Origin of the sequence: Segatella salivae DSM 15606 (genome assembly GCF_000185845.1) — a bacterium.
Taxonomy (GTDB): Bacteria; Bacteroidota; Bacteroidia; order Bacteroidales; family Bacteroidaceae; genus Prevotella; species Prevotella salivae.
On record NZ_GL629647.1, the window covers coordinates 1631731 to 1658431 of the forward strand.

19 protein-coding genes are annotated in these 26701 nt (G+C 41.8%); 6 read left to right on the forward strand and 13 right to left on the reverse strand.

Annotated elements, in window-relative coordinates:
- Both HMPREF9420_RS14650 and HMPREF9420_RS06715 read left to right on the forward strand, forming a co-directional pair.
- Positions 1-419, forward strand: a 419-nt coding sequence (locus HMPREF9420_RS14650; protein ID WP_007134768.1) for a SufD family Fe-S cluster assembly protein, incomplete at its 5' end; no start/stop codon positions are given.
- A gap of 136 nt (positions 420-555) precedes the next feature.
- Entirely contained in the window at positions 556-1794 is a 1239-nt protein-coding gene (locus HMPREF9420_RS06715) for an aminotransferase class V-fold PLP-dependent enzyme (protein ID WP_007134769.1), read from the forward strand.
- Here the strand turns inward: HMPREF9420_RS06715 and HMPREF9420_RS06720 are convergent.
- Complete coding sequence (locus HMPREF9420_RS06720) at positions 1791-2078, reverse strand: hypothetical protein (protein ID WP_044079142.1); 288 nt, start codon at positions 2076-2078, stop codon at positions 1791-1793. The genes HMPREF9420_RS06715 and HMPREF9420_RS06720 overlap by 4 nt on opposite strands.
- Before the next feature lie 126 nt (positions 2079-2204).
- On the opposite strand from HMPREF9420_RS06720, the gene HMPREF9420_RS06725 reads away from it, so the two are divergent.
- Both HMPREF9420_RS06725 and HMPREF9420_RS06730 read left to right on the forward strand, forming a co-directional pair.
- Positions 2205-2867, forward strand: coding sequence for a ribonuclease HII (locus tag HMPREF9420_RS06725; RefSeq protein WP_007134771.1), 663 nt, complete (start codon positions 2205-2207; stop codon positions 2865-2867).
- 102 nt (positions 2868-2969) lie between these two features.
- Positions 2970-3851, forward strand: coding sequence for a helix-turn-helix transcriptional regulator (locus tag HMPREF9420_RS06730; protein ID WP_007134772.1), 882 nt, complete (start codon positions 2970-2972; stop codon positions 3849-3851).
- Between the two features lie 175 nt (positions 3852-4026).
- On the opposite strand, the gene HMPREF9420_RS06735 is transcribed toward HMPREF9420_RS06730, so the two are convergent.
- On the reverse strand, positions 4027-6825 hold the full coding sequence (locus tag HMPREF9420_RS06735) for a peptidase associated domain and porin domain-containing protein (protein WP_147625636.1): 2799 nt from the start codon (positions 6823-6825) through the stop codon (positions 4027-4029).
- Positions 6826-7051: 226 nt separating this feature from the next.
- On the opposite strand from HMPREF9420_RS06735, the gene HMPREF9420_RS06740 reads away from it, so the two are divergent.
- Positions 7052-8314 (forward strand): Nramp family divalent metal transporter, encoded by a 1263-nt coding sequence (locus tag HMPREF9420_RS06740; protein WP_007134774.1) that lies wholly within the window; start codon positions 7052-7054, stop codon positions 8312-8314.
- A 47-nt stretch (positions 8315-8361) separates the two neighbouring features.
- Here HMPREF9420_RS06740 and HMPREF9420_RS06745 read toward each other — a convergent pair whose 3' ends face one another.
- Positions 8362-8955, reverse strand: coding sequence for a hypothetical protein (locus tag HMPREF9420_RS06745; RefSeq protein ID WP_007134775.1), 594 nt, complete (start codon positions 8953-8955; stop codon positions 8362-8364).
- Positions 8956-9228: 273 nt separating this feature from the next.
- Between HMPREF9420_RS06745 and HMPREF9420_RS06750 the strand changes: the two genes are divergently transcribed.
- The gene (locus HMPREF9420_RS06750; protein ID WP_007134776.1) at positions 9229-10821 is read left to right on the forward strand and encodes a hypothetical protein; all 1593 of its coding nucleotides are present in this window, start codon (positions 9229-9231) and stop codon (positions 10819-10821) included.
- A 186-nt stretch (positions 10822-11007) separates the two neighbouring features.
- On the opposite strand, the gene HMPREF9420_RS06755 is transcribed toward HMPREF9420_RS06750, so the two are convergent.
- The 10 genes from HMPREF9420_RS06755 to HMPREF9420_RS06800 all read right to left on the reverse strand — a co-directional run bounded on the left by HMPREF9420_RS06755 (position 11008) and on the right by HMPREF9420_RS06800 (position 26596).
- Positions 11008-13143: a TonB-dependent receptor gene (locus tag HMPREF9420_RS06755; RefSeq protein WP_007134777.1), complete on the reverse strand. Its 2136-nt coding sequence runs from the start codon at positions 13141-13143 to the stop codon at positions 11008-11010.
- 477 nt (positions 13144-13620) lie between these two features.
- Entirely contained in the window at positions 13621-13824 is a 204-nt protein-coding gene (locus HMPREF9420_RS06760) for a hypothetical protein (RefSeq protein WP_007134779.1), read from the reverse strand.
- Positions 13825-13836: 12 nt separating this feature from the next.
- Positions 13837-16002: a hypothetical protein gene (locus HMPREF9420_RS06765; protein WP_007134780.1), complete on the reverse strand. Its 2166-nt coding sequence runs from the start codon at positions 16000-16002 to the stop codon at positions 13837-13839.
- A gap of 519 nt (positions 16003-16521) precedes the next feature.
- Positions 16522-16701 (reverse strand): hypothetical protein, encoded by a 180-nt coding sequence (locus HMPREF9420_RS06770; RefSeq protein WP_007134781.1) that lies wholly within the window; start codon positions 16699-16701, stop codon positions 16522-16524.
- Positions 16702-16709: 8 nt separating this feature from the next.
- Complete coding sequence (locus HMPREF9420_RS06775; protein WP_007134782.1) at positions 16710-20480, reverse strand: T9SS type A sorting domain-containing protein; 3771 nt, start codon at positions 20478-20480, stop codon at positions 16710-16712.
- Between the two features lie 326 nt (positions 20481-20806).
- Positions 20807-23593 carry a fimbrillin family protein gene (locus HMPREF9420_RS06780; protein WP_007134784.1) on the reverse strand — a complete coding sequence of 929 codons (2787 nt, stop codon included), beginning with the start codon at positions 23591-23593 and terminating at the stop codon, positions 20807-20809.
- A 30-nt stretch (positions 23594-23623) separates the two neighbouring features.
- The gene (locus tag HMPREF9420_RS06785) at positions 23624-23821 is read right to left on the reverse strand and encodes a hypothetical protein (RefSeq protein ID WP_007134785.1); all 198 of its coding nucleotides are present in this window, start codon (positions 23819-23821) and stop codon (positions 23624-23626) included.
- 223 nt (positions 23822-24044) lie between these two features.
- Positions 24045-24371, reverse strand: a complete 327-nt coding sequence (locus tag HMPREF9420_RS06790; RefSeq protein ID WP_147625638.1) for a hypothetical protein — start codon at positions 24369-24371, stop codon at positions 24045-24047.
- Between the two features lie 105 nt (positions 24372-24476).
- A complete protein-coding gene (locus tag HMPREF9420_RS06795) occupies positions 24477-26363 on the reverse strand; it encodes a hypothetical protein (RefSeq protein WP_007134787.1) in 1887 nt (628 codons plus the stop codon).
- Between the two features lie 26 nt (positions 26364-26389).
- The gene (locus HMPREF9420_RS06800; RefSeq protein WP_044079144.1) at positions 26390-26596 is read right to left on the reverse strand and encodes a hypothetical protein; all 207 of its coding nucleotides are present in this window, start codon (positions 26594-26596) and stop codon (positions 26390-26392) included.
- Positions 26597-26701: the final 105 nt, after the last annotated feature.

Consider the following 26701-nt stretch of genomic DNA (forward strand, 5'->3'; position numbering starts at 1 on the left):
ACTGCACAAGTAACGAACTTTATAAGTATGTTCTCGATGACCACGCTGTTGGAGCCTTTGCTGGTCGTGTGCTTGTTCGCCAGGAAGCACAGAAAACAAGCAGTCAAGAGACCAATCAAAACCTTTGTGCTGCCAAGACGGCTCGCATGTATACACAGCCTATGCTCGAGATATATGCCGACGATGTCAAGTGTGCTCATGGGTCAACGGTAGGCCAATTGAACGATGCTGCCTTATTCTATATGCAGCAACGCGGTATCAGTCTCAAAGAGGCTAAGCTGCTTTTAGAGTTCGCTTTCGTCAATGAAGTCATCGATAAAATGGAACTTGAACCTCTGCGCGACAGACTTCATCACCTCGTTGAAAAGCGTTTCCGCGGAGAATTGAATAAATGTGAGGGATGCCAGCTATGTAAGTAGGCCGTCAAAAGCCTATTCTTACGCACTGAAAGAAAGGGCTTCATCATTTCAATTTGAATCGTTCACTCCCTCAAACAGCCTTTGGTGTTTCTCATTGGGTAAAGAGTAAGCCCGCAATCACTATTAAATTTGCATTATGGATTATGATTTAAATAAGATAAGAAAGGACTTTCCAATCCTTTCCCGCATGGTTTACGACCGACCACTTGTCTATCTTGACAATGCCGCAACTACGCAAAAGCCACTTTGTGTGCTTGATAAGATGCGCGAAGAATACTTGAATGTCAACGCCAATGTACATCGCGGTGTGCACTGGCTCAGCCAACAAGCAACCGAACTCCATGAAGGTGCGCGCGAAACCGTACGGAAATTCATCAATGCAAAGAGTGTAAACGAGATTGTTTTCACACGTGGAACCACCGAAGGATTAAACCTAATAGCCTCAAGTTTCAGTGAAGCTTTCATGCAAGAAGGCGATGAAGTCATCGTCTCTACCGTCGAACACCATTCCAATATCGTGCCCTGGCAACTCCAACAACCCCGAAAAGGCATTGTATTGAAAGTCATTCCTATGGATGATAACGGTGCTATGGACTTGCAAGCCTTCGAGAAAATGATTAGTCAGAAGACTAAGATTGTCAGCATCTCTCACGTTAGCAACGTGCTCGGTACAATCAATCCTGTTGAAGAAGTTATCCGCATTGCCCACGAACACAACATTCCCGTCGTTGTAGATGGGGCCCAAAGTACTCCTCATTTCAAGGTCGACATGCAACAGTTGGACTGCGATTTCTTTGTGTTTAGCGGGCATAAGGTTTATGGTCCAACAGGAATTGGCGTACTCTATGGCAAAGAAGCGTGGCTCGATAAACTCCCGCCATACCAAGGAGGAGGCGAAATGATTGAACATGTGAGCTTTGAAAAGTCAACTTTTGAACGCCCACCATTGAAGTTTGAGGCTGGAACACCCGACTACATTGCCACTACCGGCCTTGCCACAGCCCTCGATTATGTTTCTGCTTTGGGCATGGACGCTATACAAAAGCATGAAGAAGAGCTCACACGTTATGCCATTTCACAACTCCAAATGATTGAAGGCATGAAGCTCTTTGGCGTGCCTTCACACGCTGATGTGACGCGACTTCACCACGACGCGGTTATCAGTTTCCAACTCCGTGACATTCATCACATGGACATGGGAACCTTACTTGACCGCTTAGGTATAGCCATTCGAACGGGTCATCACTGTGCACAACCACTCATGAATCGCTTGGGTGTGCTCGGAACCTCACGTGCAAGTTTCGCCCTCTACAATACAAAAGAAGAGGTCGATGCACTCGTTGCAGGCATTAAGCGCATCTCAACCATGTTCTAAAGTGACTTGCGACACGCCATGACAGCTTTCAACAGCCAACCACAACAAACGGCTCTGGCCACAAAACTGATGTCTGCTGGCAACACAACAAACACGAAAGCCAACTGCGCATTGAGCAGATGCAGGGTCTGACGCATGCTGATTTCTCGCCCAAGCACAGCCGAATAATATGCTGAAAACCACCTTACGGGGCGACAAACAATGTCTTTCAGGCGCACAATAAATTGGCGTAGACTTTGTGATGACTGATGTTGTTCACACTCAAGATAGATATTCTTTTCCATATTTTCAGTTGTTTTTTGTTCATCTTCAATTACGATTGCAAAGTTAAATGGAAGCATGGAAGTATCTTTTCACACCAAATCTACACCTGTTAAAAGTGTTAACACATAACAATTATTAACAATATAATGCTCCTTCCCTATCTCAATAGTGGGTTGATTGAAGCGGGTTGCGACGAAGCAGGCCGTGGATGCTTAGCCGGAAACGTTGTCGCTGCGGCCGTTATCCTGCCCACTGACTATGTGAATCCATTGTTAAACGACAGTAAAAAGCTTACCGCCAAACAACGTTATGCCTTGCGCGAGCAGATAGAACATGAGGCGTTAGCTTGGGCAGTGGGTGTAGCCACACCCGAAGAGATTGATAACATCAACATTCTTCACGCCAGTTTCTTAGCCATGCACCGTGCCTTGGACCAACTAAAGCTGCGTCCTGAGGCGGTCATTGTCGACGGAAACCACTTCGATCCCTATGTCATCGGCAAGGGATTACCCGATGAAGGTAAGATTCTTCCTCACACTTGTATTGTCAAAGGCGATGGAAAATATCTGAGTATTGCAGCAGCCAGCATCCTCGCAAAAACCTATCGAGACGACTATATGACTGAACAGGCCGAGCGATTCCCCTTCTATGGCTGGGAGAAAAACAAGGGATATCCCACGAAAACGCATTATCAGGGCATAGAGAAGCATGGACTTTGCGCGTTACATCGCAAGAGTTTTAACACCCACCCCAACCTTTCCAAAGGGAGAAAGCACGAACTTGACGAAGGAGAATTGGTGTTTAAATAGCATTCTTTCTCTTCTTTCATGTAATGGAAAGTATTGAAACAACATAGCAATATCAAACGAACACCCCACCCTTTCCGTGAGATTGGGTAAGGAATCAACTCTATGAAGAAACTTGGCAACGAGCTTACGCTCATCCTTTTGATGACCGATGGCACAGATTATACAGCAAATGATTTGTGTGAACATTTGCAATGCACGCGTCGTAACCTTTATTACTATCTGCAATTTCTACGCGATTATGGGTTTAATGTCGTTAGAAATGGCAATTGTTATCGTCTTGATCCACACTCACCCTTCTTCCGTCGCATCACCACTGCGGTCAATTTCACGAAGGCAGAGGCTGCTTTACTGCATCAGTTAGCCTCGGGTGCCGACACCAAGAGCCCCACCATTGCGTCTATAAAGAATAAGTTGGAGCGCACATATGACTTGCGTCTTGTCACGGATTCACGCTATAAGAAGAAACTAATGCAAAACCTTAGCGACCTGACAACGGCTATCAACAGCAAACATATTGTTTGTTTGCATCATTATTCCTCTCCCCACAGCCACTCATTCAGTGACCGTGTCGTTGAGCCTTTCCTCTTTTTAAATGATCATCAGGATGTACGTTGCTATGAATTAGCCTCTGGAACGAACAAGACTTTTAAGTTGGCACGCATTGGAAAGGTTGAAATCTACGACGCACCATGGATACATTCCGACAAACATAAAAGCGTTTTTACCGATATGTTTGGCTTTTCGGGAGAGCAACGCTACACCATTCGGCTCCGAATGGGACAGCTTTCCTATAACCTTATGCGTGAAGAATATCCCATTTCATCGGCATTTTTCACCCCAGAAGACGACTATCATTGGATTCTTGAGACAGATGTGATGAGCTATCTTGGCATTGGTCGCTTCATTCTTGGCCTCTATGATGACATTGATGTGCTGGGGGATGAAGGCTTGAAAGCCTATATTGCACAGAAAAGGGCATTGTAAAGTGAAGACCATCAACTTGGAAACAAAGGAACAAGTTCCTGCACCTATAGACATCGGCCTATTTTTTCATCACGCAATCTATGGCAAATGACCTCGTGTTTTCCCCCATTTCATCGCCTAAAATGAGGGAAATCATGCCGTGAAATGACGCAAATCATTTTCAAAAGAAAAGGCTTTATTTATGTTGTGGCTTGGGGTCTAACTGATAACCAAATGAGATTGAGATATAGCGATGATTCGTATCATGCCACTTTTCCGTGCGACTATAGGCCTCAGACACATTGGAGAAAGACGTGTCACGATTGAAAATATCAGCCACTTTCAATATGATAGCTGCCTTGTTTTTCAGCATTTTATACACCACATCAATATCCCATAGCCAGCGATGACCATTAAATTCGCGCATCAGATAACCCGAACGGAACAGGTCATGCACGTTAGATACAAACTCAAAATGGTCCTTTGTATAGACTGTTTTCAAGCCAAAGTCACACCTGATGAGGTCAGAATTGTTGATGGTTGAAGCCTGATAACGATAGCGATTGTAAGTAAACTCTACATAAGGTTTCACCGAAAGACTCTGCTTTTCATAGCTAAGTTCCATGTTATCTTTATAGGTAAAGCGGCTAAGAGGACTGAGGTGAAGCGGCTGATTGAAGTTCGTAGCGAGCAGATAACCATAAGAACGTGCCCATGCCGCCGTCATCTTATTATGCAAACGCCATGAGATGCCAAGCCCTTGGTCGTAGTCAAGCTCTGCATTATAGCGGTTATGGCTGGGCGTATTCATGGGTTTTGTGCGATAAACTCCCGTGGAAGGATTGTAGCAAAAGGCTGAAACTACAGGATTAATCGTGTGCCCATAGCTCACCTTTAGCATCAGATTGAGCTGCAATCTTGGGAAAAGTCGATGATGACGGAGTTCAAACAAATAGTCGTGTTCGCGTTTAAGGCGAGCATTTCCCATGGTGATATACAAGGGATCTGTGCTGTCTTCATAGTCTAAAGTGGATAATAACTCCGGCAGCTTTGTTTCATAAAGCCAAGACAAATCAAACGAAGCACGACGTCCATTCTTCCATTGCAGCTTCACTTCTGGGTTGAAAATATTGCTCACCCGACGTGCCACCGTGTCCAAACGACCACGAAGATAGTTGGTGGTTTCACGCTGACTAATCCATGAGAGATTAGACTTGAGCATGAGTTTCTTATTGAATTTCAACAGCGTTCCCAACTTAACACTATTCTTCCACAGGCGAGTGTGCTCAAGAAGTGAGTTTGCTGGGTCGAGGGTTGTAGGCCGATCGCCAACCACATAGAAGGCATCGGTGTCGGTATAAAAGTGATTTCGATGGCGCAGATATTTGTATTCGGTTTCATTTGTGACCTCAACCATGAAGTTTTTATCAAACCAATACGAAAGGTTTTCACTCAAAGAAGACTGCCAGTCGACGCCAGAATTGTGGCCATATTGCCACATTTGATAGTTTAATCCGTGTGGACTGGAGACATCTCTACGGCTGCTCATGCGACTGAAATCATCTTTATAGGTCGTTGAAGTGCCAAGACCATAACGCCCTTTCTCACCTAAGAAGTGTGCCCAATGCATGTCGAGATGCAGATTTGTCTGCTTAGTTCTCGTGTCAACGTGGCTATCATCGCGCATCGTTAGGTGCTGATAGAGCGGCGAACCAAATGGTACTGTCGCACTTTCTGCCAGCGGATTGTCGGCAAACTGATAGGGGTCATCGTCAAACTGAGCACGATGGGTCTCATTATGCCTATTGCCTTTTGTGTATTCTAACATCAAATTATAGGAGAACTGATTCTTTTCATCCGTATAAAATGAGCCTTCAGAGCTGAATGACGGTACGAGTTCATGGTTTTTATGCGCATTGTTCATGAGCGAAAACGAGCGTTGTTGTCCCGGAAGGAAATAGTCGGTGCTCTCTACATCCGTGCCCCAGCCATCACGATGAGCCATACTTGGGCCAAAGTTTATATAGTTTTCTGTGCCTTCTTTCGCGCCCTTCAGCTCCCAGTTATGCTGATAATTCACTGTTCCATATTGGTTTCGACCATAATAATCAATAGGCCACATCGTAGCCCATGACTGCCCATAGGCGGTGGCATAGTTCTCATTGTTGAGGTTTCCATAGGCCATTACGGGATTTTTATCACTCAATCGCGAGGCACGTAGCTGCACTTGATACTCCCGTTTCGTGCGAAGATCGGCACTGGCAAAGCCAAACCATTTATCAAGGAAATTGGGTTTCACTTGTATATCCAGTACTTGCTGGCCATCACCATCGTCATTTCCCGTATGTTTTGCAAGCTCAGATTGCTTCTCATAGAGTTTAATCTTGTCGGCAGCTACTACAGGAAGCTGACCAAGAATGCTTCCTCCACCAAAGACATCCTTACCATTCATCTTGAGACGAATGGGCTTTCCGTTCCAAAAGAGCTGCCCATTACGCTGTTCAACGCCAGGAAGTTTGCGGATAAGCACGTCAAGTCGGTCGCCCTCTTCTAACTTAAAAGCCTCTGGATGGAACACAACAGTGTCGCCACTCATGGTGATACGCGGCATCTTTGCACTCACTTGAACCTTTTGAAGCATGATGGCTGTGGGATGAAGTGCTATTGTACCCATATCAACGGAATCCGAACTTTCCATACCATAGCTATAATCCACGATACGAGTAGAGTGATAACCAATGCTTGAAAACGTGAAAGCGATTCGCCCTTCCATCCATACATCTGCTACAAAATGACCGAGACTGTCGCTTGTATAATCGTTAGTTATGGTCCAATTATCACTGCCTTGACCACTCTGAACGGCTTTAATGGTAACACCACTCAAGGGTTGTCGTGTTTCAGCATCTATGACAATACCTTTAAAAACGTCAGCATGTAGGGATAAACTCCATACACATAAAAGGACAAGGAACAAGGATTTTAACAACTGTTTCATTGGTTTTCTCATTGATATTCAACGATTTCTATATCTATAGTCAATGCCAATTTTTAGGTATTAGAAACATAAAAGCATGGCACTTGCTTGCAAATATAAAACTTTTTCGTCATAATAACAAGTGATTTCTTGGCTAATTACAGAATTAATTGCATCATTTGGTTTCAAGTTTCCCTTTTTTATCGTATCTTTGTCGTAACAGATTAAAGAAAGAAAACAAAGAAAAATGAAGAATATTATCAAAGAATTACGTCGCAAGGACCACCCACATGTGCTGGGAGCCTTAGACATTTTCAAATATATTGGACCGGGATTACTCGTTACTGTGGGCTTTATCGACCCGGGAAACTGGGCGAGTAACTTTGCCGCGGGGTCGGAATATGGCTACACTTTGCTTTGGGTGGTGACACTATCAACGATTATGCTCATCGCCCTTCAACACAATGTGGCCCATCTTGGCATTGTAACTGGCCTGTGTTTAAGTGAAGCTGCCGTTAAATATTCACCCAAATGGGCAGGTCGTCCCATTGTAGTGAGTGCGATTTTAGCCAGCATTTCGACCTCACTTGCAGAGATATTAGGCGGTGCAATTGCGTTACAAATGCTCTTCGGTATAAGCATTCCAACGGGTGCAGTGCTTACAACGGTGGCCACACTCATTATGCTTTTCACGAACAGTTATAAGAAAATGGAACGTGCTATCATAGGATTTGTATCGATGATTGGCCTGTCGTTTATCTATGAACTCTTTTTAGTTGACGTGCATTGGCCGTCAGCTTTAGAGGGCGCTTTTGTGCCTTCAGTTCCTGAAGGGTCGCTAATGATCATCATGAGTGTATTGGGTGCCGTCGTGATGCCACATAATCTCTTCTTGCATTCTGAGATAGTTCAGAGCCGAGAAATACACTTAGAAGGAGACGAACGCATTCAACACATGTTGAAATATGAATTCTTTGATACGCTGTTTTCCATGATTGTGGGGTGGGCAATCAATTCTGCCATGATCTTACTTGCGGCAACTACGTTCTTCGCTCATGGCCAACATGTCGAAGAACTGGCTCAAGCGCAGGCCATGCTCCACCCACTTCTCGGGCACAATGCAGCCAATATCTTTGCTATTGCCTTACTCCTTGCCGGCATATCCAGCACAATCACGAGTGGAATGGCAGCCGGAAGTATCTTCTCTGGGCTATTCGGCGAGTCGTATAATGCCAAAGATACGCACTCCATTGTAGGCATTGTGTTGTCTCTTGGCATAGCTTTGCTGTTGATATTCTTTATTGGTGACCCGTTCAAAGGACTGATTGTATCGCAAATGTTCCTATCAATTCAGTTGCCTTTCACGATGTTTCTACAGATAAGTTTAACCTCTTCACCCCGCGTTATGGGCAAATATGCCAACAGTTTGCCTAATAAGCTATTCCTTTATGGCTTAGCTGGCATCGTAACGCTGCTGAATATATGGCTCCTTATCGAGAGTTTTACATAAAGAAAAGCTACAAAAGACCATGCGTTTTCATTGCAAACAGCCTATGATTAGAAGTTAACAATGTAATGATGTTTATGTTTTGACGTGTCGAAAACAATGATTCCACACAGAAAAAGATCGTAAGTTCGCGTGGCCTTTTGACTCTCTTGCACACGTTTCCAGAATGCTTTTGTGTCCTTGTTATCGTTGATTCCCTCTAAAATGAGAATGGAATCATCTGTTGCCACCTTGCAAAGTGCCTCATAAACAGCCTGATAATCCTCGGTCATCGATAGCCTTGCGATACGAAACGCGTTAGGAATCGGCTTGCCATCTATTGCTTGAAAGACTGTCTTTCGACATCCTTCATGCACATAAGCAGCATAAGGTTGTTCTGCCGAATGATAGTCAAACCAATGCGAAGCCTGTGCATAGTTGGCCAAACGGAAATAGAGTCGCCCCTTCTTCTTCGTGGCATGATCGAATGATTTGAATCTCATTTTCAGCTCATCATAAGCATAATAGGGATAATGTTCCGTCAAAACATAGCGTATAAAGCTATAGGCTGAGGGAGATTGAACGCCAAATCCACGCGAATATCCCATGCGATGAATCCAATTCCAAACCCATTTGACACGATATTTTAAAGCTTTTACGAACATCTATTGATAGTGCTTATGATACTGAAAATCTGATTTTATACTGCAATATTCGTCATTTTTTGCGATATATGCAAGAAAATTATGCACGAATATCTATCAGAAAGGCCTACGACAAAACTGCTTTTTCTTAGAAAACTCACTCCCTTCATCTCATTTTTTCATTAAAAAAAATTCCTTTTCTCCTTGAGATTGTTTATCTTTGTCTGCAAAATAAAACGTCAAAACGTATGAAAAGACAACTCAACTTTATTCTTTTATGCCTGTGTTTTTGCCTTGACTTCGCATGCACAACAACAGTTTTCAATCCCTAATGCAGATGCTATTGGGTTTAGTAAGAACCGTTATGAGGTGATGGTTTATACGAAAATAGGTGGGCAACGCTATATACAAAAGCGATTAAATATAGACATAAAGAAGACCAAAGACAATGATTATCCTAAGAAGTTGCTGGTGAATTGGAAACTCTTTTCTGACGAAGATACGCTTACACTCAATAATATTGAAGCCCAAAATGAAGTGTTTTACGAGGTAAACGACTTGCAGTCAACGCCTCTGAACACCTTTATGGGGAAGTCGTTTGTGGTACACGACAATAAGAAATGGCGTCGTGATGCCGACAGGGTCACCTATATGCTGAAATTCTTAAGACCAGATCTCAGCATCGTTCAACAGCTTTTCTATGGTGAAAAAGAGCGATATAACCATCAATTTACACTATCTAAGACCGTTCCTGATACGCTTAAAACCTGGCGTTCGGTGCGTTCTGATTTCCTCTTACCATTGGTTTTGACGCTTAAAAATGGCAAAAATGTCTTCATTTTCTATGATAGAGGTGTCTCCTATATCATGTTTCCAGACGCCAAAGGAGGCCTTTTGTATAAGGTTCACTCTGAAACAACCGCTGCAAAACTATCTCCTGCCCCTGCGAAATATGCCGAAGCAAGTCCTTATGACTTCCTATATTTCTCCTTAAATAGCAAATATGTCACAACGGAAACAGCCCAAGGAAAGTATAATCTGCTAAACTTATTGGGACAAAATGTTTTGAAAGAGACATACGATTCTATCCGTTGTGACAGCCGTTTCATTGTTGCCACACGCGGAAATGATATCGATGTGTTCAATCTCTACTTAGAAAAACTTCAACTTGGAAAGCCAAGAATGGTGCATGAGATTGCAGAATGCAAAGTGGGATGTATTGAAGTGCTAAACCAACAGGGTGCAGCCTACTACAATGAGATGGGAGAACAGATTAAAGAACCCACGAAATATCCAATCTTTGTGTGTGGAACAGTAGCGAAATGGACGTATTCTCTTATCAAGAAGAAGGGCGAACACCTCATGAAATACTATCTTTTTGGTCCTGGAACTCGGGAAGAAGAGGACAAACGCTACCTGCTTTCAGGCTGCCTTTCAACAGACTCTGTGACCTTCCTTAACTGGAGTAAGGAGTTCACACGCAGTGAAAACAGCAACATTCTCCATCAACTTAATATCCATCCACAGTGGATTCGTGTAGGCAGGAAAGGCAAATTTGGTATTATTGCCTATGATTATGTCCAACCAAAATACGTAGAACCCAAGTGCATTATGCCGAAAAAGGATGATTGGAAGGATCCCGTTTATCTCTACCCTGTCGTGAAATGCACGGGGAAAGTATTGCTTCCAATTGACAATGACCAAGTAATTCTTAAAGAAGATGGACTGATTTATTTCTATAAAGACCATAAAATAGGACTCTTTCCACGCGACACAACACCCGTTTATGATAGCATTGAGCGTGTAACGAAATCTTTCTATACTATCAAAAAGGATGGCATTGCAGGATGGTATGACGTAAAGACCAACCGAGAATTTTTTGAATAACGCCGCTCTTGAAGTCTAAAAAGATTTGCATTCACATTATCTTTAAGACAAACTATAAAGAAAAAGGCTCACATTTCCCAATAAAATAAGGAAGCGTGAGCCTTTGAAATAATATTAAACTCGCTGTCGACGGTTTCTCTCTGCTATGGCACCGTCAAACCATTGCTGAATAGTCAGCCTATAAAATCAATATCTAAAGCCCACGGTAAGAGTGATGTTACGGCCGTCGGCATGTGCATATTCGGCGTTACGTGCCATCAACATCGAAGCAGGTGTATAGTAAGTATAGTTCAATAAGTTGGAAACAGCCAGACTGAAATCCCATGATTTCACCTTCACACCAGCCATAAGGTTCAGCAGATTGATACGTCTCACAATACCTTCTCCTTCATTATATACGCCCGAAGCATTCGGAGCAAAGCGGTTTCGCTTACCCGTGTGCACATATTGCAACTGCAAATAGGTGTTTTCTATAGGCGAATAGTTGACATACATGCCCAACTTTGCGGCAGGGATTGAGATATTTGACATATACGTATCCCACTTTCCAGTAGACGATTTGAGCTTTCCTTCAAACCAAGAGAAGTTTGCTCCTGCCTTAAGATTAGGCAAGATGCGCGCATCGGCACTGAGTTCAACACCATAAACCTTTTGAGGTGTGCGGTTAACTACCCAGAAACCATTCTCAATCTTAAGGTCGCTGCCAAGTTTTGAATAGGTATAGAAGAATGAACCGCTTAATTGCAGCCAATGGTTGATATCAGAATAAGCACCAATCTCATAGTTATTTGTCTTCACTGGAGCTGTAGAAATCTTCGATAACACGTCAGCTTTGGCTGCACGAAGCGTGCGTCCTAAGTCAAAAATAGAGAATCCTTGTGAGTAAGCAACAAAGGGTTGGAAGGCAGCCACCTTGTTATAAGAGACTCCTACGTTGAAAGATACATTGTTATATCTTAGTGATCCGCCTGCCACATGCACCACAGGATCGGTCACTTTGTTGCGAAGCACGTCATAATTTGGCACGCGAACATTAATGAAATCATAGCGTGCACCAAACTTAACATTAAGCCATTGCCACAGCGTTGTCTTCGTTTGGAGGAATGGAGCATGGTTGTTGCTCGTCAGCCAAGGCACCCAATAGCGACCGTCTACAAGCGGTTGAGCTGTCTTGTTGAATAGATAGTCGTAGCCATAAACAAGATGTGTGAAGGCGTTATCAGAGAAAATAAGACGCGAACTGAATTGAGTTCTGAAACCAAACTTACGATCTTTCACTGCCGATTGACCGCTTGTACCTTCCCAACGCGGCTGAGCGGGGTTCGCTTTGCGGAAGTCGAAGATGGTATATAGGCTTGATCCAAAGATGGATGCTTCGAAATCAGTGTGTGAAAAGAGTTCACGTGAGGTGAATTTCAAGTAAGAATTGTGGTTATAACGAGTGCCTTCGTCTACGGCTTGAGGGTCTTTATTGCCCAAAATGCCTATAGCAGGCTTCTGAAGATACTTACCTGCTGAGGGGATTAGCTTTGTATCTTGCAGACTACGATAGAAATTATACATGAACTCCAATCGATTCTTGGGCGAAAGTGCATAGCCTAACTTCACAAGTGCATTCGTTGTATAGGTATCTCCAAGGCCATAGCGCGGAGAAATAAACTGTCCTGAGCCGTCAATGCTACTTCCTGTGCGACCGAAAGCACCATTAACAAGGTAGTCAAATTTGCCTACTGTGCCATACAACTGCTGGTTCAGACGATATCCCTGACCGCGTTTCTGACGGAAAAAGTTATAGGTTGACCCCGAGAGCGATGTTTGTCCGGCAATAGATTTGCCTGTAACATCTTTCTTGGTAATAATGTTTATGAGTCCGCCGATAGCCCCATTGCCATATAAAGCCGTTGAACCCTTCACCACTTCTATATGGTCTATGGCCGAAACATCAATCGTTCGGATGTCTCTATCCGTAGATCTTAGTGGGGTCGACTGTGGAATTCCATCAATCAAAATCAAGGCACTACGACCACGAAGTGACTGCGAGCGTGAACTCGTTGTATTGCTTGAGAGGGCCATTCCCGGTGTAAGTAAGCCGAGAAGTTTAGACATATCCGGAGCAATCTTAGCCATTGCAGCAATCTGATTATGGTCGATTATCGTCACAGAAGCGGCAGCATTCGACTTCATCTCAGGTATACGAGTCGTACTAATGACAACTTCCTTAATCTGTTGTACGGAGTCAAACGGACTCTCTGTTTGCGCTTCGCTCGGTGTTACCACAGCAAACAGCATCGTAACAGGCAATAAAAATAACTTCATTTTCATCTTAATACAATCTTATTAAATAAATCTAACGTTTGCAAAGTTATAAAAAAACGACGTAAAAGCCAATACCTAAAATCAAGTAAAAGTTAATTTCACATGACCTTTTGCCCTAAAAACCTACCTAAGCATAAGGATTTCCCTTGTCAACCTTGGGCAAAATAATGACCAATACAACACATCATCTGTAAGCAACACGCGATTGTGACAATTCTTTATGGTATGCTTCATCATTTCTATGATAATCAATGGAAAAATGATTCGATACAAATAAGCCTGTCATTAGCCCCATTTTACACGATGAAATGGCATCTTTTAGAGACTAAAAAGGCATCTTTTACAATGTAAAAGATGCTCAATTGAGTTATCACAAAACGTCTATTGAAGAAAAAAGAAATGGTTGTTTTAAGATAAATCTTTATTCGTTGAATCCTCTTTCAATTTCAATGAATACAAGATTCCGAGGTAAATATCTCACCATCACCAAGAATCATCCTCGTCATCAAACTCTCCAAACCAACCAGGCTTAGCGCCAACACCACCATCTGGGTCTCCTTCATTGATAGGGCGCTGGTCTGTTGTACCATCACCATCATTGTCTACCTGTGAGAAAGACAACAAGAAAGAATGTTCAACACATAGTTTTAACTCTTCCGTTTTAGGTTGAATATAGTTCTTTTTCATATATAACTCTCCTTATTTTACAACCACTTTTGTTCTATTAACAATATAAACTCCCGCAGGAAGAGTATTTATTTGCGATGCATCAGCAGCCACACACTGTCCTTGAAGATTATATACTGGACCATGCATAGGTTGTTTTGTTTTTACGCTTTGTATGCTTTCTATACCCATCACATTATCATAGGCTACATCATCAATCATGAACGTGAGAGGCTTAGCTGGGCTCGAAGTATTTACATTTGTAGCTATCCAACAACGGAATCCCTTTACTGGTAAAGCATTCTCTGTGTGATACCACTTCCCATCCTTTGCACCGAGCACATAAGAACGAGCAGGAACAACATTTGTTGTTTGGTTTATTTGTGTTCCACAGAATTGAATATCACCAGCATCTGTAGTTGTCGACTTAGCATTTTCCCGGAAAATTGGAACTGGGGCAGTTGGGAGTACAACGTTATTAATTGTATAATAAGGTGCCTGCACTACCACTTGCGAACCATCATTGAGTATTTTCGTATAAGAACCTGTTTGAACATTTGCACCTCTTGTAGTGCGCATAATATAAAGTTTTCCGGGTTCTATGACTATATCTCTATCGTTTGTGAGATCTACTTTCTCAAAATCGATACGTGTTGGGATAGCAGTATCCTGTCCTTTCAAACGAGCCAACTTAGCCTGATCACCAAAAGCAGTCTTGAATTGGGCTGCCGTAAGCGATACAGGTAACGTAATAGAACTCCATACTCCTACTTTGAAAGTACGTTTCAAGATAAGCGTATAGGCATTGGTAGGTACAAGCGACTGCTTCGCTAAATAGTCAAGTGATGTTTGCATCTCATCAAGTACCATATCTTCATCCCCACAATACTTCAATTGGAAGTTGTCAAAAGCAGTCCAATCAAGTTCCTTATCCGAGCCTTCAACCTTAATTCCTACATTAAGTTGGTCGCCATTAGTTGGTACATACACAAGGATTGAATTATTATATCTTCCTGTTTCAAAGAGTTTTGCGGCCTTAATATAAGGACTTTCCACTGCAACATCAACAGCTTTATACACCTTTGTCAACTCTTCTTTAGTATAATTGAACTCCTTCCCAAATACATTCAGCTCTGTAGATACATCAGAACGACCATCTGTAACACCCTCTACATTTGCTATAAGATTTGCCTTCATGGTGCTTCCTGCACCTGGACTATAAAAACCATCACATGAAACCTTATACCAGCCTTTCTTCAATACATTTACTTTTTGCATTACAGAACCATTAGCTTTAGCATTATTACCAAGGTTTCGAATAGAAGCTATCCAGTAACTTCCGTATAAACGTGTGTATTTATCAGGCCAATTATTCATCTGTCCCATACCCACATAGAAAGTATTAGGTGCCTCTTGATTGAAAGCATACTTAGAAGGAAGCATAGATTCCTGTAAACCGGACACTACCCACTTACCAATTTCTTTGTGACTTCTCATAAAATCGGGATCATTCAGTAGAAAGGTAGCGTCAGCGGGCGACTCTGTAGAAGCAAACTGGGACTTAAACACATCTTTGAGGTCCTTTAATGTAATAAATTTCCATTGCGCATTAGCCCCATAAGTAGTAGGATCAGTAGGATAAATGAAATTTAATCTATTTGAACCTGATACCATTGGATCAACAACAAGATAGCGATTTCCATGTACAATTGCAGGTGTCGCATCGTTTTTACAGTATAAAGTATAAGTTTTACTTCCTGACGCAGTCTCTTCAATGGTCCAATCGATATAGGCATTTGTGGTCAATCGGTCACAAAACACTCTATCCCAACTCGATTGTTTATCTGGGTCAATATCACCAGGTAGCACATGTGGAAAGCCAATCATGTGACCATCATCAGTAGCCAACACACCCTCCAGATGATAGGTGTTAGTTCCTTGCTGCGTCAAGTGCAACTGCATACCCACTTCATAGGCTGAAATACTCGTCCCCCAAATAGAACCTACGTTCAGATATTTACCAGTTCCTACATTATAAAGATACACAACATTCATGTCTGCATTGCTATTTCCAATCACAGTTGACAAGTCATTGCCAACCCATTTGAAGTTAACATCTTGTCCCTGAGCAAATAGTTGCAACGGAACAAATAGCAGAATAAGTGCACAGAACCTACATAACTGTCTAATTTTTCTCATTTTTGTATCTGTTGTTTTTGAAGTAATTAAAATATTTTACACACAATCAGCCATCTCTAACGATTAAAACCTATAAACGATAGCTATTATGTAAAAGAACATGCTGTATCACGTCTTTTATCGGGAAGTTTCTACTTTAGTTTTTGATATAATCTTATTACAATGCAAATATAAAGAGAATAGACGAAAAAAACAAGAAAAATCTAAATTATATTAATTATTATCAGATATCGGAGAGAACTATACTGATTCATCTAAACGTTTCATTTAAATATAGATATAAGGTTTTATTCTGTATATTTTCAAAGAAAAAATAACAAAAAAATGTATATATAAAAACATCAAGAATGCAGAATCAGAACTTTATTCTCTCACAATTGGAAGCCATTACACTTCAAAACATTATATTATGCATTAAACTATTGTAAGGACTTTAATGAAGAAGATTAAGTAAAAAAGGCTGAACTTCTCTCAAAGTTCAGCCTTAACCACATATTTATGAAAATGAATTACCATTCACTATCTGCTTACTGATGTTTTATCTTCATCATCCCAGTTAAACCAATTATAATCTTCGTCCTCATCAAACAGGTTTGGTTTACTCTCAGCATGATCTCCCTGGTCGGATGCCTCAATCATAATAGCACCGATTTCTAACTCATGTATAGTTACCAATGGTTGTATATAGTTTTTGTTCATATAGCAATTTATTTTACCGTTATTTTCTTTCCGTTAACAAGATAAATACCTGTGGAGACACTAAAAATACGAGATTCTCCAGCTTTTATGATTGTATTGGCTATCACCTGCCCCGACATATTATATATTCTCAAAGACGTATCCTGTTTACTTATAGCAATAATATTATTGCCGATAGTCGTAACAGCAAGTGTGGGTTGCTCATCCACAACTTGAATACCATTCGTTAATGATTGGTTTTCCCATTCATCAAATGATATATTGATTGCATTAAGCATTTTAGCTTCCGCAGTTGGCGAACCATTAAATCTATAAACAGCACGGAATGGCCATTGATAAAGCATATTTTTACGGAGGTTTCGCAGTGCAACAAACTTATTATAAGAGAAGTAGAACACATTTTGATTCATTGTTTTCTCCATCCTTACACCAGAATAAGTATGATAACTTGTAAAGTTAGCAGCAGCACCATCAAGTGTATTTTGAACTGTCTCACCTTCTAAGAGTTGGTCTTTTGATGTTGTTTTCTCAATGAGTGCAGCCTTCTGTCGTATGGTAAAAAGTACTTGTGACGTAGCATTCGCACGTGGGAGACGTACAATATAATCCGTATTTGCTGTAGCATCAGCTGATAGTTTACTAAATTGTGCCGTAGCTTGATAGTCAGTTCCCTGCAGCTGTGGCGTGTTATTATATGTCAATCCATTATTCTTCATCTTGCCAATTGTAAACTCATAGAAGCCTCCAAGGTCGTCTTTATGTTCACCATTACCATCAACAGACAAGGCGAAAGGTAATACGATAGAGGCATAAGTGTCTGTACCATATCCATTATATGTAACTTTTCGTTCATAGATTGCATAATTATTAGCCGACAATTGAATATTAAATGGTGCATAGAAAGGAGTTTTATCAATGAGTTTAAAGTCTACAGAAGATGTGAAATCATCCGTAGATTCCTCCTTTGCTACAGCCACATTATTTGTTGTTGCTTGTGCCTCTGAACGATAAGGTAGATAGATTATAGCATTCTTGGCGAGCAAATCCTTAAACGAAGTCATATTCATCATGCTCCCTGCCAATGTTCCTATACTACCCACAACACTGAAAAGCTCGGCACAATTGACATAAAGTACTTGGTCAAGTGATGTCGGAGCATTACTCCCACCAAGTGCTGTTGTCATGGCATCTTTAATCTGTGATATTGTCAAATAACCATAAGAAGAGTTCTCTTCAGTATCAAATCCAGCATCTGTTGTAGTGATTTTTGCCCCGTACATAGCTTCTTGGTTATCTTGGTCAGTAGACGTCTTATAATAATTTGTCTTATCATAGATTTTCGTCCACTCCACCTTAGGCGTATAGTTGCCTGAAGCCAACTTAATAGTTGTAGTATAGTAGGCAAAAGCCTCATGTTGTTCCTTGGTTGTTGGCGCTATGTTATACCGCGTTTCATCCTTAGTAAAGAGATAAAGCGTCTTTATTTCACCTATCTGTACTACAGAGTTTGCTTCGTCGAAGTTACCCCCTTGTGTTGTATAAGCAGCTGCACTATATGGAGTTTCAGTGAGATATAGCGTTGCACGCGTATTTCTATTGCGGTCAAGTTCAGCTGAATTGTTGAACACGAAAGCCTTATTTCCAGCCACCTTAACTTCAATTTTATCAAGATATGTATGGTTAGGATCATAGCTATTGCTATAAAGATCAGTACCATTTACGGGGGTATACTTCGAACCTACAAAGCTATAGCGTGCTGTTCCGTCACGAGGATCACAGTTCAGATATGTGTCATCAGCAAAGAGCGACTTCAAATTACGGAAAGAGAACTTACCTTGTAAAGGAGAAGAGAAGCCAAGTGGCACCTTATATACAAAGAGATCGCCACCCATTTTGAAGTCTGTTGCATTCGTAAACGTACGTGTCATCTCCTCACCTTGCGCTCCTGTGCACACGATATCAGCCGTACTGACATACGGATTCAATGGTTCCATCTTCACATCTACGTTCACTAACGCCATACCCGTAGTATTTTCAATCGCAAACTTCACCGCATCGTTGTTCAGACCAGTAATGTCGAAAGAGCCATCACGATTGGTTGTCGATACGTTTACAGTCTTTTCAACCGTTGTACCCGTCTTATCATATACCTTCAAGGTGAAGTTCTGTGGCACAAAAGCAGAACCTGACGACTCACGTTTCGGGGTTTCGCCATACCAATAGTAAGACAATGCAGTTCGTGCATAGGGATATGAGGTTGCAGGTATATATTGCAAATAATATCTATAACCATAAATGAGGTTGTAAAGTCTACCTTCTGAATCAAAGAACCAGTTCATACTGGCATCTGAACTATTTGTCGTCGTTGTGATAGAGTAGTCGTAAGAGTTTGTGAGTGCTACTACTCTAAGATAAGTTTTGCTACCACCCGCACCCTGCATATAAATTCGTCCTGAAGCATCTTGCTCCCAACTGGAGGCTAAAGAGGTCCATTGCAGGTACCTGTTAAGGTATGCATTCGTCCCACTTTTCTTAATTCTGAAGCCCTGCTGACTGGCAGATTGGTTCGCACCATACGTATATTTAAAGGTTGCACCCGTAATTCGATAGCCTACAGGAACAATATTCTCAGTTCCATCAGCATATGTATTTACAACCTTAGTCGGTGCTTCTATATAGTAAACGCCACGCTTCAACGCATTCCAATTCGCACCTCCAACCTGTAAAGCTGAGATGTATTGATTGCTACCTGTAGTTTTTTTCCATGTTCCATTATCAACAGCTGACTCGTGGAAGAGCTTCACTGTAGCTTCCATCTGCTTGATATTGCTCGGTTCATAAGCTAAGAATTTCTTACCATTCTTTTCTATTCGCTTAATTTCTCCCACATCAATCTTACGCGTTTCAAAACCACTCTCCACCAAGTTAGTATTCTCTTCAGAAGCATTCGAAGGCGCCAGTGACACAGGGAACTCCACATCCGGAGCGATATCAACCTCGAATGATTCGTATTCAAAGCCCGAGAGTATGTTGGTATATTGGTGATCACCAATGAAAGTGAAGTAAATCACGTTACCAAGGTTATCTGTTGTGCCGTTACCACGCGTCAGTTCGTAGGTCTTTGTCTTACCATCGCCAGAGTGATAGATTCTGACTGGCGTACCAATCCAATGCATATCGGAATTTTTCTTCTTTGCATTGCTCTTCGCAACATCCGACTTTGGGATTTCACCAAAGTACCAATCCACCCATTGTCCCCATGTTAGTTTCTGTGAACCATCGGAAAATTGGAAGGCTTTATTTAAGATATCATAGTCAGCCTGTCCATAACTACCGTGCAGATTATTCTTAATGCGGATGGTGTATTTCGTGATGCGGTATCCTTTTGGCACAGCCAGAGCAGCAAAAGAGTTATAGATACCCGTAATGTGCACAACCCTTTCATCATCAGGATTAGTGGTATTATGATCATAGAAACGAATGTTTCCTGTGTGGTTACGCATCAATCCATCGGCCGAAAACTCTGGTTGGTCGGTCGTAGTATAGGTAAGCGGAGCTTGATTGTGGATAAAGAGCGAGCCATATCCAGCCTCAGAGCCTGCTTCAAGATTACTCGCCGAACGCACAGAAATAATATTTCCTGACTTAGGACTTATGGTAACCTTCACAGCTTTGCTACCTGCCTGTGCTAAGACTGTTAGATTTCCTACAAACAATAATAATAAAAGGGCCAACGACTTACGAGTAAATACACAGCGTGATGTCCAGTTTAATTTCATTTCTTTCTCTTATTAATGAATGAATAGTTTATAGAATAACTCTTTTCAAAGTTGAGATGATTGCTTTCCGGTGCAAAGTTACGCATTCTTTTGCATAAAACACCGATAAAATTAATGTTTTTCCATACTAACAATCTCATTATACTGATTATAAATACGTAATATTCAGTTTCAGAATACATTAGAATAAATTTGTTAAATTATATTTTATAGTGTTTAGAAACGGATTAAACACCCAATTAATGAATATAAAAAAGCCTGCCTTTCACTAAGGAAAGACAGGCCTTAAAGTTATGTTCAATTGCGCCTATTGAGGCACATTACGCTTATTCGGCTACGGGTCGAACTGCAAAACCATATGTACGGATGTTACGATAAAGCGGATAAACCTTGTCTACTTGCAGGCCCATGACACAACCATTATTAACATCATTCGGGTCGGCCGACCAATAATCACCGATTGTTCCGCCATAGAACCAAGCGCCATACTTTGAATCTCGATAGCCAGCTGCAGGGAAAGCGATAGTTGATGTCTTTGTGCTATTGGTCCAGAACACATGCCCATATTGCGCATTATACGATGTTTGATTGTCTGTTCCGTCTACATTCATCGTGCCTTCGTTTAGTCCATTGGCTGTGAAACCCGTGAAAGCGGCATTTGAAGGGACACTAAATCCAACAGGAGAAGGGTCGTAGATGGTCTTGACAACAGGAGTATTGTTTATATGATTCAGTCCACTGGCGGTCCTGTTATTAATTGACCATAAGTTATAGAAATAGTAATACTTCGTCAATCCGGCATTCGTGTTAATGATTCCTGCAGCATTTGTTCCGGTTATATAGAAGAAACCAGGGTTCTGAATGACGTTCTGCATATAGATTTGATCGCCTGCATTCCTATTGATTGAGCCTTGTTTAGGAGGCAAATTCGAACCAGGGAAGGGGTCTTTTCGTCCCCACTGATACATCGTTGCGGCTCCACTATTCTTCTCTATACCTGCATTTTGCGTAATTGTAACCACTGCTTGCTGCTTTACTCCAGCGTTGGCAATCTCTTGTTCAACCTTTATCTTCACACTGCGTGGACTTGAATAAGGCGTACCTCTCCATACATCGGGTTTCCAACCAAGCGGCTCACTCGCAAAGTTATATACCTTTCCTTGTTTGTTTGTGACAGGAATCTTATTCAAAACCTCCGCTGGTGCAAACCACAAATGCCATGACCAGAGTGTGGTATTGCCCTTTTTCACGGCAAGAACTGCGTTGCCACTCTTGATATCTTCTTTCTTAACTTCAAACTTAACGAAAGCATTGCCATTGCCATCACGATAGATTGAAGTTGTAGGAAGCGTCACAAGATTAGCTTCATCAGCCCAAACCACCTCTGCCTTATCTATGCCATTATTGGCCTTATTATTAGTTTTCTCTATCCAAGGGTCGGTGATAGGAGCGCCATTATGGTCTACAAAAGTGTGGAGAATAACATCTTTTTCAGCTGCAGGACTACCAAACGTTACCTTTGTTACAGGTGCACCACTCTTGAAAGCGCTGGCGTTGGTTTCTCCATTCTTAATGGCATTGCCATAGACAAGCGGAATACAATAAAATCCTGGGGCTGAGATGACATAACAATTTGCCGTATTTTGCACGGTAATCTCACCCTTATTGTTCGATAAATTATAGGGCGTTGCAGCAGTACCCAATGGCGTTGACTCCTGCAATTGTTTGTTACGCTTAGCTGTGAGGTCTACTATCTCTGGAACTAAGGTAGCAGTTCCCTGTTCGGCTTCAGTTCCACCACTACCCGATGTCTTGCTGATAGCCGTCAACCATGCCGGTTTATTCTCAGTCCATGTGACTCCTTCGTCTACACTATAGCCCACAACCTTCCAGGCAACAGGCTTTTTTGTGCCATCGGGAGCAGTGCGATAACTCGTTATACTATATTTATCTGACTGAGCAGTTTTATAGCCTACAGCCGCAGGACTCGTTGCTTCAAGCGTATAATTCCACGTAGAAGTTTTCTGGCTTAGCTTGTAAGTGCGTGTTGTTCCAGCCTCCCACGAACCTTTGAGCGGTACAGAAATATCCGTATTATCCGTAAATGTAATTACAGCAGTGACCTTATTCGTCAGCTCTTGGGGAATCATATAGAACGTGTAATTGTCCTTTAGATTAGCTAAAGCTGCGCCCGAAGGATACATTGTTACATCCCTTACTATGCTGTTTGGGTTTTCGTTGGTCTTGTAATTCAAGCCATCAAGCGTAACATCTCCACGCGTGTTATACCCCGTAGAAACCCATTGCGCACCAGAACCATCATAGGATTTGGATAAAACGAATTTGCTTTTGAGCAACACATTCTTAAGCGTTATTTGCTTGATTGTCTTATCGAACGACAGATTCTGCCCCACAGCAAAGCGAATAGCCGTTAAAGCATGGCGGAAATTCAAGCTTGTTACTGGTGCTTGCAGACGTGTGGCATAGTGCACATCGCCTGAACATGCAGTCATAAGGTCGACTTGTTTCCGAACATCCGTATTCAAAGTAAATTCAACACTGGCGCTGTTTGTGGCATCGGGAGCATTGATATTCATCACAGGATATACGGCAAAGAATCGCCCGAAAGGTTTATTCCACGACCAAAATAAGGAGGAATAAAGCTCACCATTATTCTTTGTTCTTGCATTGTTAAACCAACTCTCCGTAATATTGGCTGCAGATGTGCCACGAACGCCCGTTGATGAGAAGTCACCGAGTGACATTCTGTTAATAACATTGGCGCGTGTGGTTGCGTCGTGCTTCACTGGATTAACACCGCTGACAGTGGTTTCAATCAAACATAGATTGAGATTTGCGTTGTTATTCGGCAACAACTTTTGACCGATGAAACGCTGTTCGTTGGCTTCTTGCACATTTGCTGTACGACTGAAAGGATTCTGTCGTGCACTGGCCACTTCATTATCTTCGTTAATATCGAAACGAACCATAGTGCTTTTATCGCCATTATCCGAATCGTCTTGTAGGTCATTGTCAGCACAAGAAACTGCAAATAAAGCCAAAGCGGCTGCAAGAAACGTCTGTAAGTCTGCTAAGAAATATCTTTTTCTCATCTTTAATTCATCATTCTTTAAGTTTCTACATTATCCTTCAAGATTGTCGTCATCGCCTCCATCAACAGGAACGAGTGGCTCAATGGTAATACTTCCTGGTGGGTTACCACCGCCTCCGGGGCGCACATTAGGACTTGCTGCTAAAAGATATTCTTCATTGCTCATAGCAAACATAACAATACTCGGCTTGATATACTCTCTCTTAAATCCTTTTTTAATGATATTCATTTTTTTAATGATTGTATTAAGATATATGGGCAGAGGCTCACGCGAGCTTAGAATGTGCCATTATCTTGTGTTAATGAATTGGCATGACACGTTATCATGCACGTTTATCAAAGAATAGTTTCCTGAATTCACGTTGATTCGGATGCAAAAGTATAAAGAAAAATCGATTGCGCCATATTTTAATCTATTTTATTTTAAATAAAATAACGCCACACGAGAATGATTAATTTGAATGAGTTGACGTCCCATCATCCTGCATTTCACAACATTGTCGCCTCCCACTTGCCCCACTATTTTGCGGGAGGCCCGCAAGCATCAAACCATTTGGGAAATGACTTTCACCATGCGCGGAAACGCCAAAGCATTCGGGAAACGACTTTCGCCATGCGCGGAAACTCCAAACCTTTCGGGAAACGACTTTCGCCATGCGCGGAAATATCAAACCATTCGGGAAACGACTTTCGCCGAGCGCGGAAACATCAAACCATTCGGGAAACGACTTTCGCCAAGCGCGGAAATGCCAAACCATTCGGGAAATGACTTTCGCCAAGCGCGGAGAAACACGAATTTTATATACTTGTAGTATAACAAAAAAATGGTATGCACAAAAAACTGCATACCACTTTTTATCTTAACGTAATGTTATTCTATCTTCTTACCAGATCTTTAACGTGTTCTGAAGGTTCTTATAATCCTGGTCAAGTACTGGTTTGTGGTTTGAATCTTCCTCACCAGATATCCAAACAGGGCGGATAGCCTTAGCCTGAGCCTTACCATTTGCAGACAAGTTCCATTCTGTTGGACCGAAGAAGAAGTCTCTTGACAGAGCCACTGTTCTGGAGGTTGAGGTCATATACTGTCCATATGCACCTGCTCCATACGCCATATCTTTAAATCCAACTGTAGGAGATAAGGTTACACGTCTACCTGTAATAGGCAAGAACAAGCCTTTGTTTGCACGTACAAGTGCCGTAACATTGGTGTACTTATAGAGCGATTTAACCCTTGTTGGGAATGACTTTACTCGTACGGCACCAGCCGTTGTGAAGTATGCACCATATACAAATGTACCTTGTTCTGTTACACAATAAGCTGGCATTGCATTGGCTTTGGTGTACAAGGTAGTGATATCATCTTCGGTTGGCATACGATATTTCTGCTTTTTGTCCGTTGTATAGTAGCGTACAATGTCACCATACTCAGCTTGACTTCTGTCTACTTCTTGATGTATACCAAGCACCTTAGGAGCGTAGTATTTATCTACAGTAATATCCCTATCAGTGTATGTACCCCTATGCAGATTGAGGGCATTTTTAATGTCACCAAAGCGGAAAAGGTCTACATCATCAGTTGTTTGTGTAGGTGAAGTTTCGAACTGTGAAGACTGAAGTATACCATTTGCTGCTGGTTTACGGTCGCTTCCGAGCTTCACCGCACGGCGTGAAATCCACCATTGCGCTGGTGCTATACCCCAGTAACCACCGTTCTCTGGACCATAATGGATGAAGTTTCCTGTTGCCCATTTGATGCCTTGCACCTCCACATATGGCTCTGGCAATACCTCGGGCATACTCAAAAGGTCAGAGTGATATACCTTTCCTTCGTCGAAACTCAAACTTGAATATTCTTTTTTATAGCATTTATTACCCACGTAAACCATAATAAGTACATCGGTATAGGTGCCAGGGAGGAGCGAAATGTATGTATATTTACCACCTGCAGACGATACCTTCTGACCCGTAGGAGGGGTAACAACGATGTTCATACTCTCATCAGCTGGGTTGTTCGCAACGAAGCTTCCCGCTGAGAGATCAAACACATCAGATCCCTTTACATTTGAGATGTAAACAGAATCGATGTTGGTCAAAATATGATTATTAGCGTCTGTGAAACGCAAACCCCACAAAGATACGATGCGTTTCATATCTCCAATACTCACATTAATAGTCGAACCTTCAATGCTCTTGGGCTTAACTTTCTTGTATTGGAAGTCATATAACTTGCCAATTGTCTCTGCTGTACCATCTTGACGGGTCAGGTTCAACGCAAGAAGGTTTGATATATGGTCAACCTCATCATGATAAGGTTTATCGTCATCCTCGCCCGTTTTCGTAACAGGCTGGATGCTTTTACCGACTGCAGCACCTGGATAGAAGAAGCAAAGGTCGTCAGTAAGCTTGATTGCTCTATTTCCTTTTGCCTTTATTTGGCCAGTGAACAGACTGCTCTTAGCTTTGCTTACACTTTCTATCATCGAGTAGGTAGTACTATTATTCTCAACTCCATCGTCTGACACAAAAGCAATAATCTTATCGCCTTGCGCCCACTCAGAGTGCAACACTTTCTTATTATTTGCATCAACAGCAAGAGCCTTAGTGGGAATTATATTATCTTGTGCAGCTGTCGACTCCGCCTTTATCGTATAAATATGCTGGACAGTATTGTCATCCTTATCATTATCCACATCATTCGATTGACATGCAGTAAACACACTCATCGCAATACTGCAAAATGCTAAAAGTCTTATACTCGTTTTAATCATAAGATGAATTCGTTCTTTGTTTATTATTAATTTCCAATTACCTCGTCATCATCGTCCCAAGTATGTCGTTTTGCATTACCAAAAGCAGCAAACGGGTTGGGAGTAGAACCATTACCACCTGTTGGGTCACCACCCTCTACAGGATCTGTCGTCCCAGCACTAATCGTCAGCAACTTCACTTCTGCTTCAAAAACGATTAATGTTGTAACAGGGCTACAATAAATCTTCTTCATTGTCATAAACACATCCTAATTTAATCTTTTAATCCTAATAATAATTGATTCTATTCTGAATATAAGCTTCTAAATAAAAAAAATCAACCACTCAATTTGTAAGTC

Coding starts and splice junctions, on each gene's coding strand:
- HMPREF9420_RS06715 (WP_007134769.1), top strand. CDS start 556: ATGGATTATGATTTAAATAAGATAAGAAAGGACTTTCCAATCCTTTCC.
- HMPREF9420_RS06720 (WP_044079142.1), bottom strand. CDS start 2,078: ATGGAAAAGAATATCTATCTTGAGTGTGAACAACATCAGTCATCACAA.
- HMPREF9420_RS06725 (WP_007134771.1), top strand. CDS start 2,205: ATGCTCCTTCCCTATCTCAATAGTGGGTTGATTGAAGCGGGTTGCGAC.
- HMPREF9420_RS06730 (WP_007134772.1), top strand. CDS start 2,970: ATGAAGAAACTTGGCAACGAGCTTACGCTCATCCTTTTGATGACCGAT.
- HMPREF9420_RS06735 (WP_147625636.1), bottom strand. CDS start 6,825: ATGAAACAGTTGTTAAAATCCTTGTTCCTTGTCCTTTTATGTGTATGG.
- HMPREF9420_RS06740 (WP_007134774.1), top strand. CDS start 7,052: ATGAAGAATATTATCAAAGAATTACGTCGCAAGGACCACCCACATGTG.
- HMPREF9420_RS06745 (WP_007134775.1), bottom strand. CDS start 8,955: ATGTTCGTAAAAGCTTTAAAATATCGTGTCAAATGGGTTTGGAATTGG.
- HMPREF9420_RS06755 (WP_007134777.1), bottom strand. CDS start 13,143: ATGAAAATGAAGTTATTTTTATTGCCTGTTACGATGCTGTTTGCTGTG.
- HMPREF9420_RS06760 (WP_007134779.1), bottom strand. CDS start 13,824: ATGAAAAAGAACTATATTCAACCTAAAACGGAAGAGTTAAAACTATGT.
- HMPREF9420_RS06765 (WP_007134780.1), bottom strand. CDS start 16,002: ATGAGAAAAATTAGACAGTTATGTAGGTTCTGTGCACTTATTCTGCTA.
- HMPREF9420_RS06770 (WP_007134781.1), bottom strand. CDS start 16,701: ATGAACAAAAACTATATACAACCATTGGTAACTATACATGAGTTAGAA.
- HMPREF9420_RS06775 (WP_007134782.1), bottom strand. CDS start 20,480: ATGAAATTAAACTGGACATCACGCTGTGTATTTACTCGTAAGTCGTTG.
- HMPREF9420_RS06780 (WP_007134784.1), bottom strand. CDS start 23,593: ATGAGAAAAAGATATTTCTTAGCAGACTTACAGACGTTTCTTGCAGCC.
- HMPREF9420_RS06785 (WP_007134785.1), bottom strand. CDS start 23,821: ATGAATATCATTAAAAAAGGATTTAAGAGAGAGTATATCAAGCCGAGT.
- HMPREF9420_RS06795 (WP_007134787.1), bottom strand. CDS start 26,363: ATGATTAAAACGAGTATAAGACTTTTAGCATTTTGCAGTATTGCGATG.
- HMPREF9420_RS06800 (WP_044079144.1), bottom strand. CDS start 26,596: ATGAAGAAGATTTATTGTAGCCCTGTTACAACATTAATCGTTTTTGAA.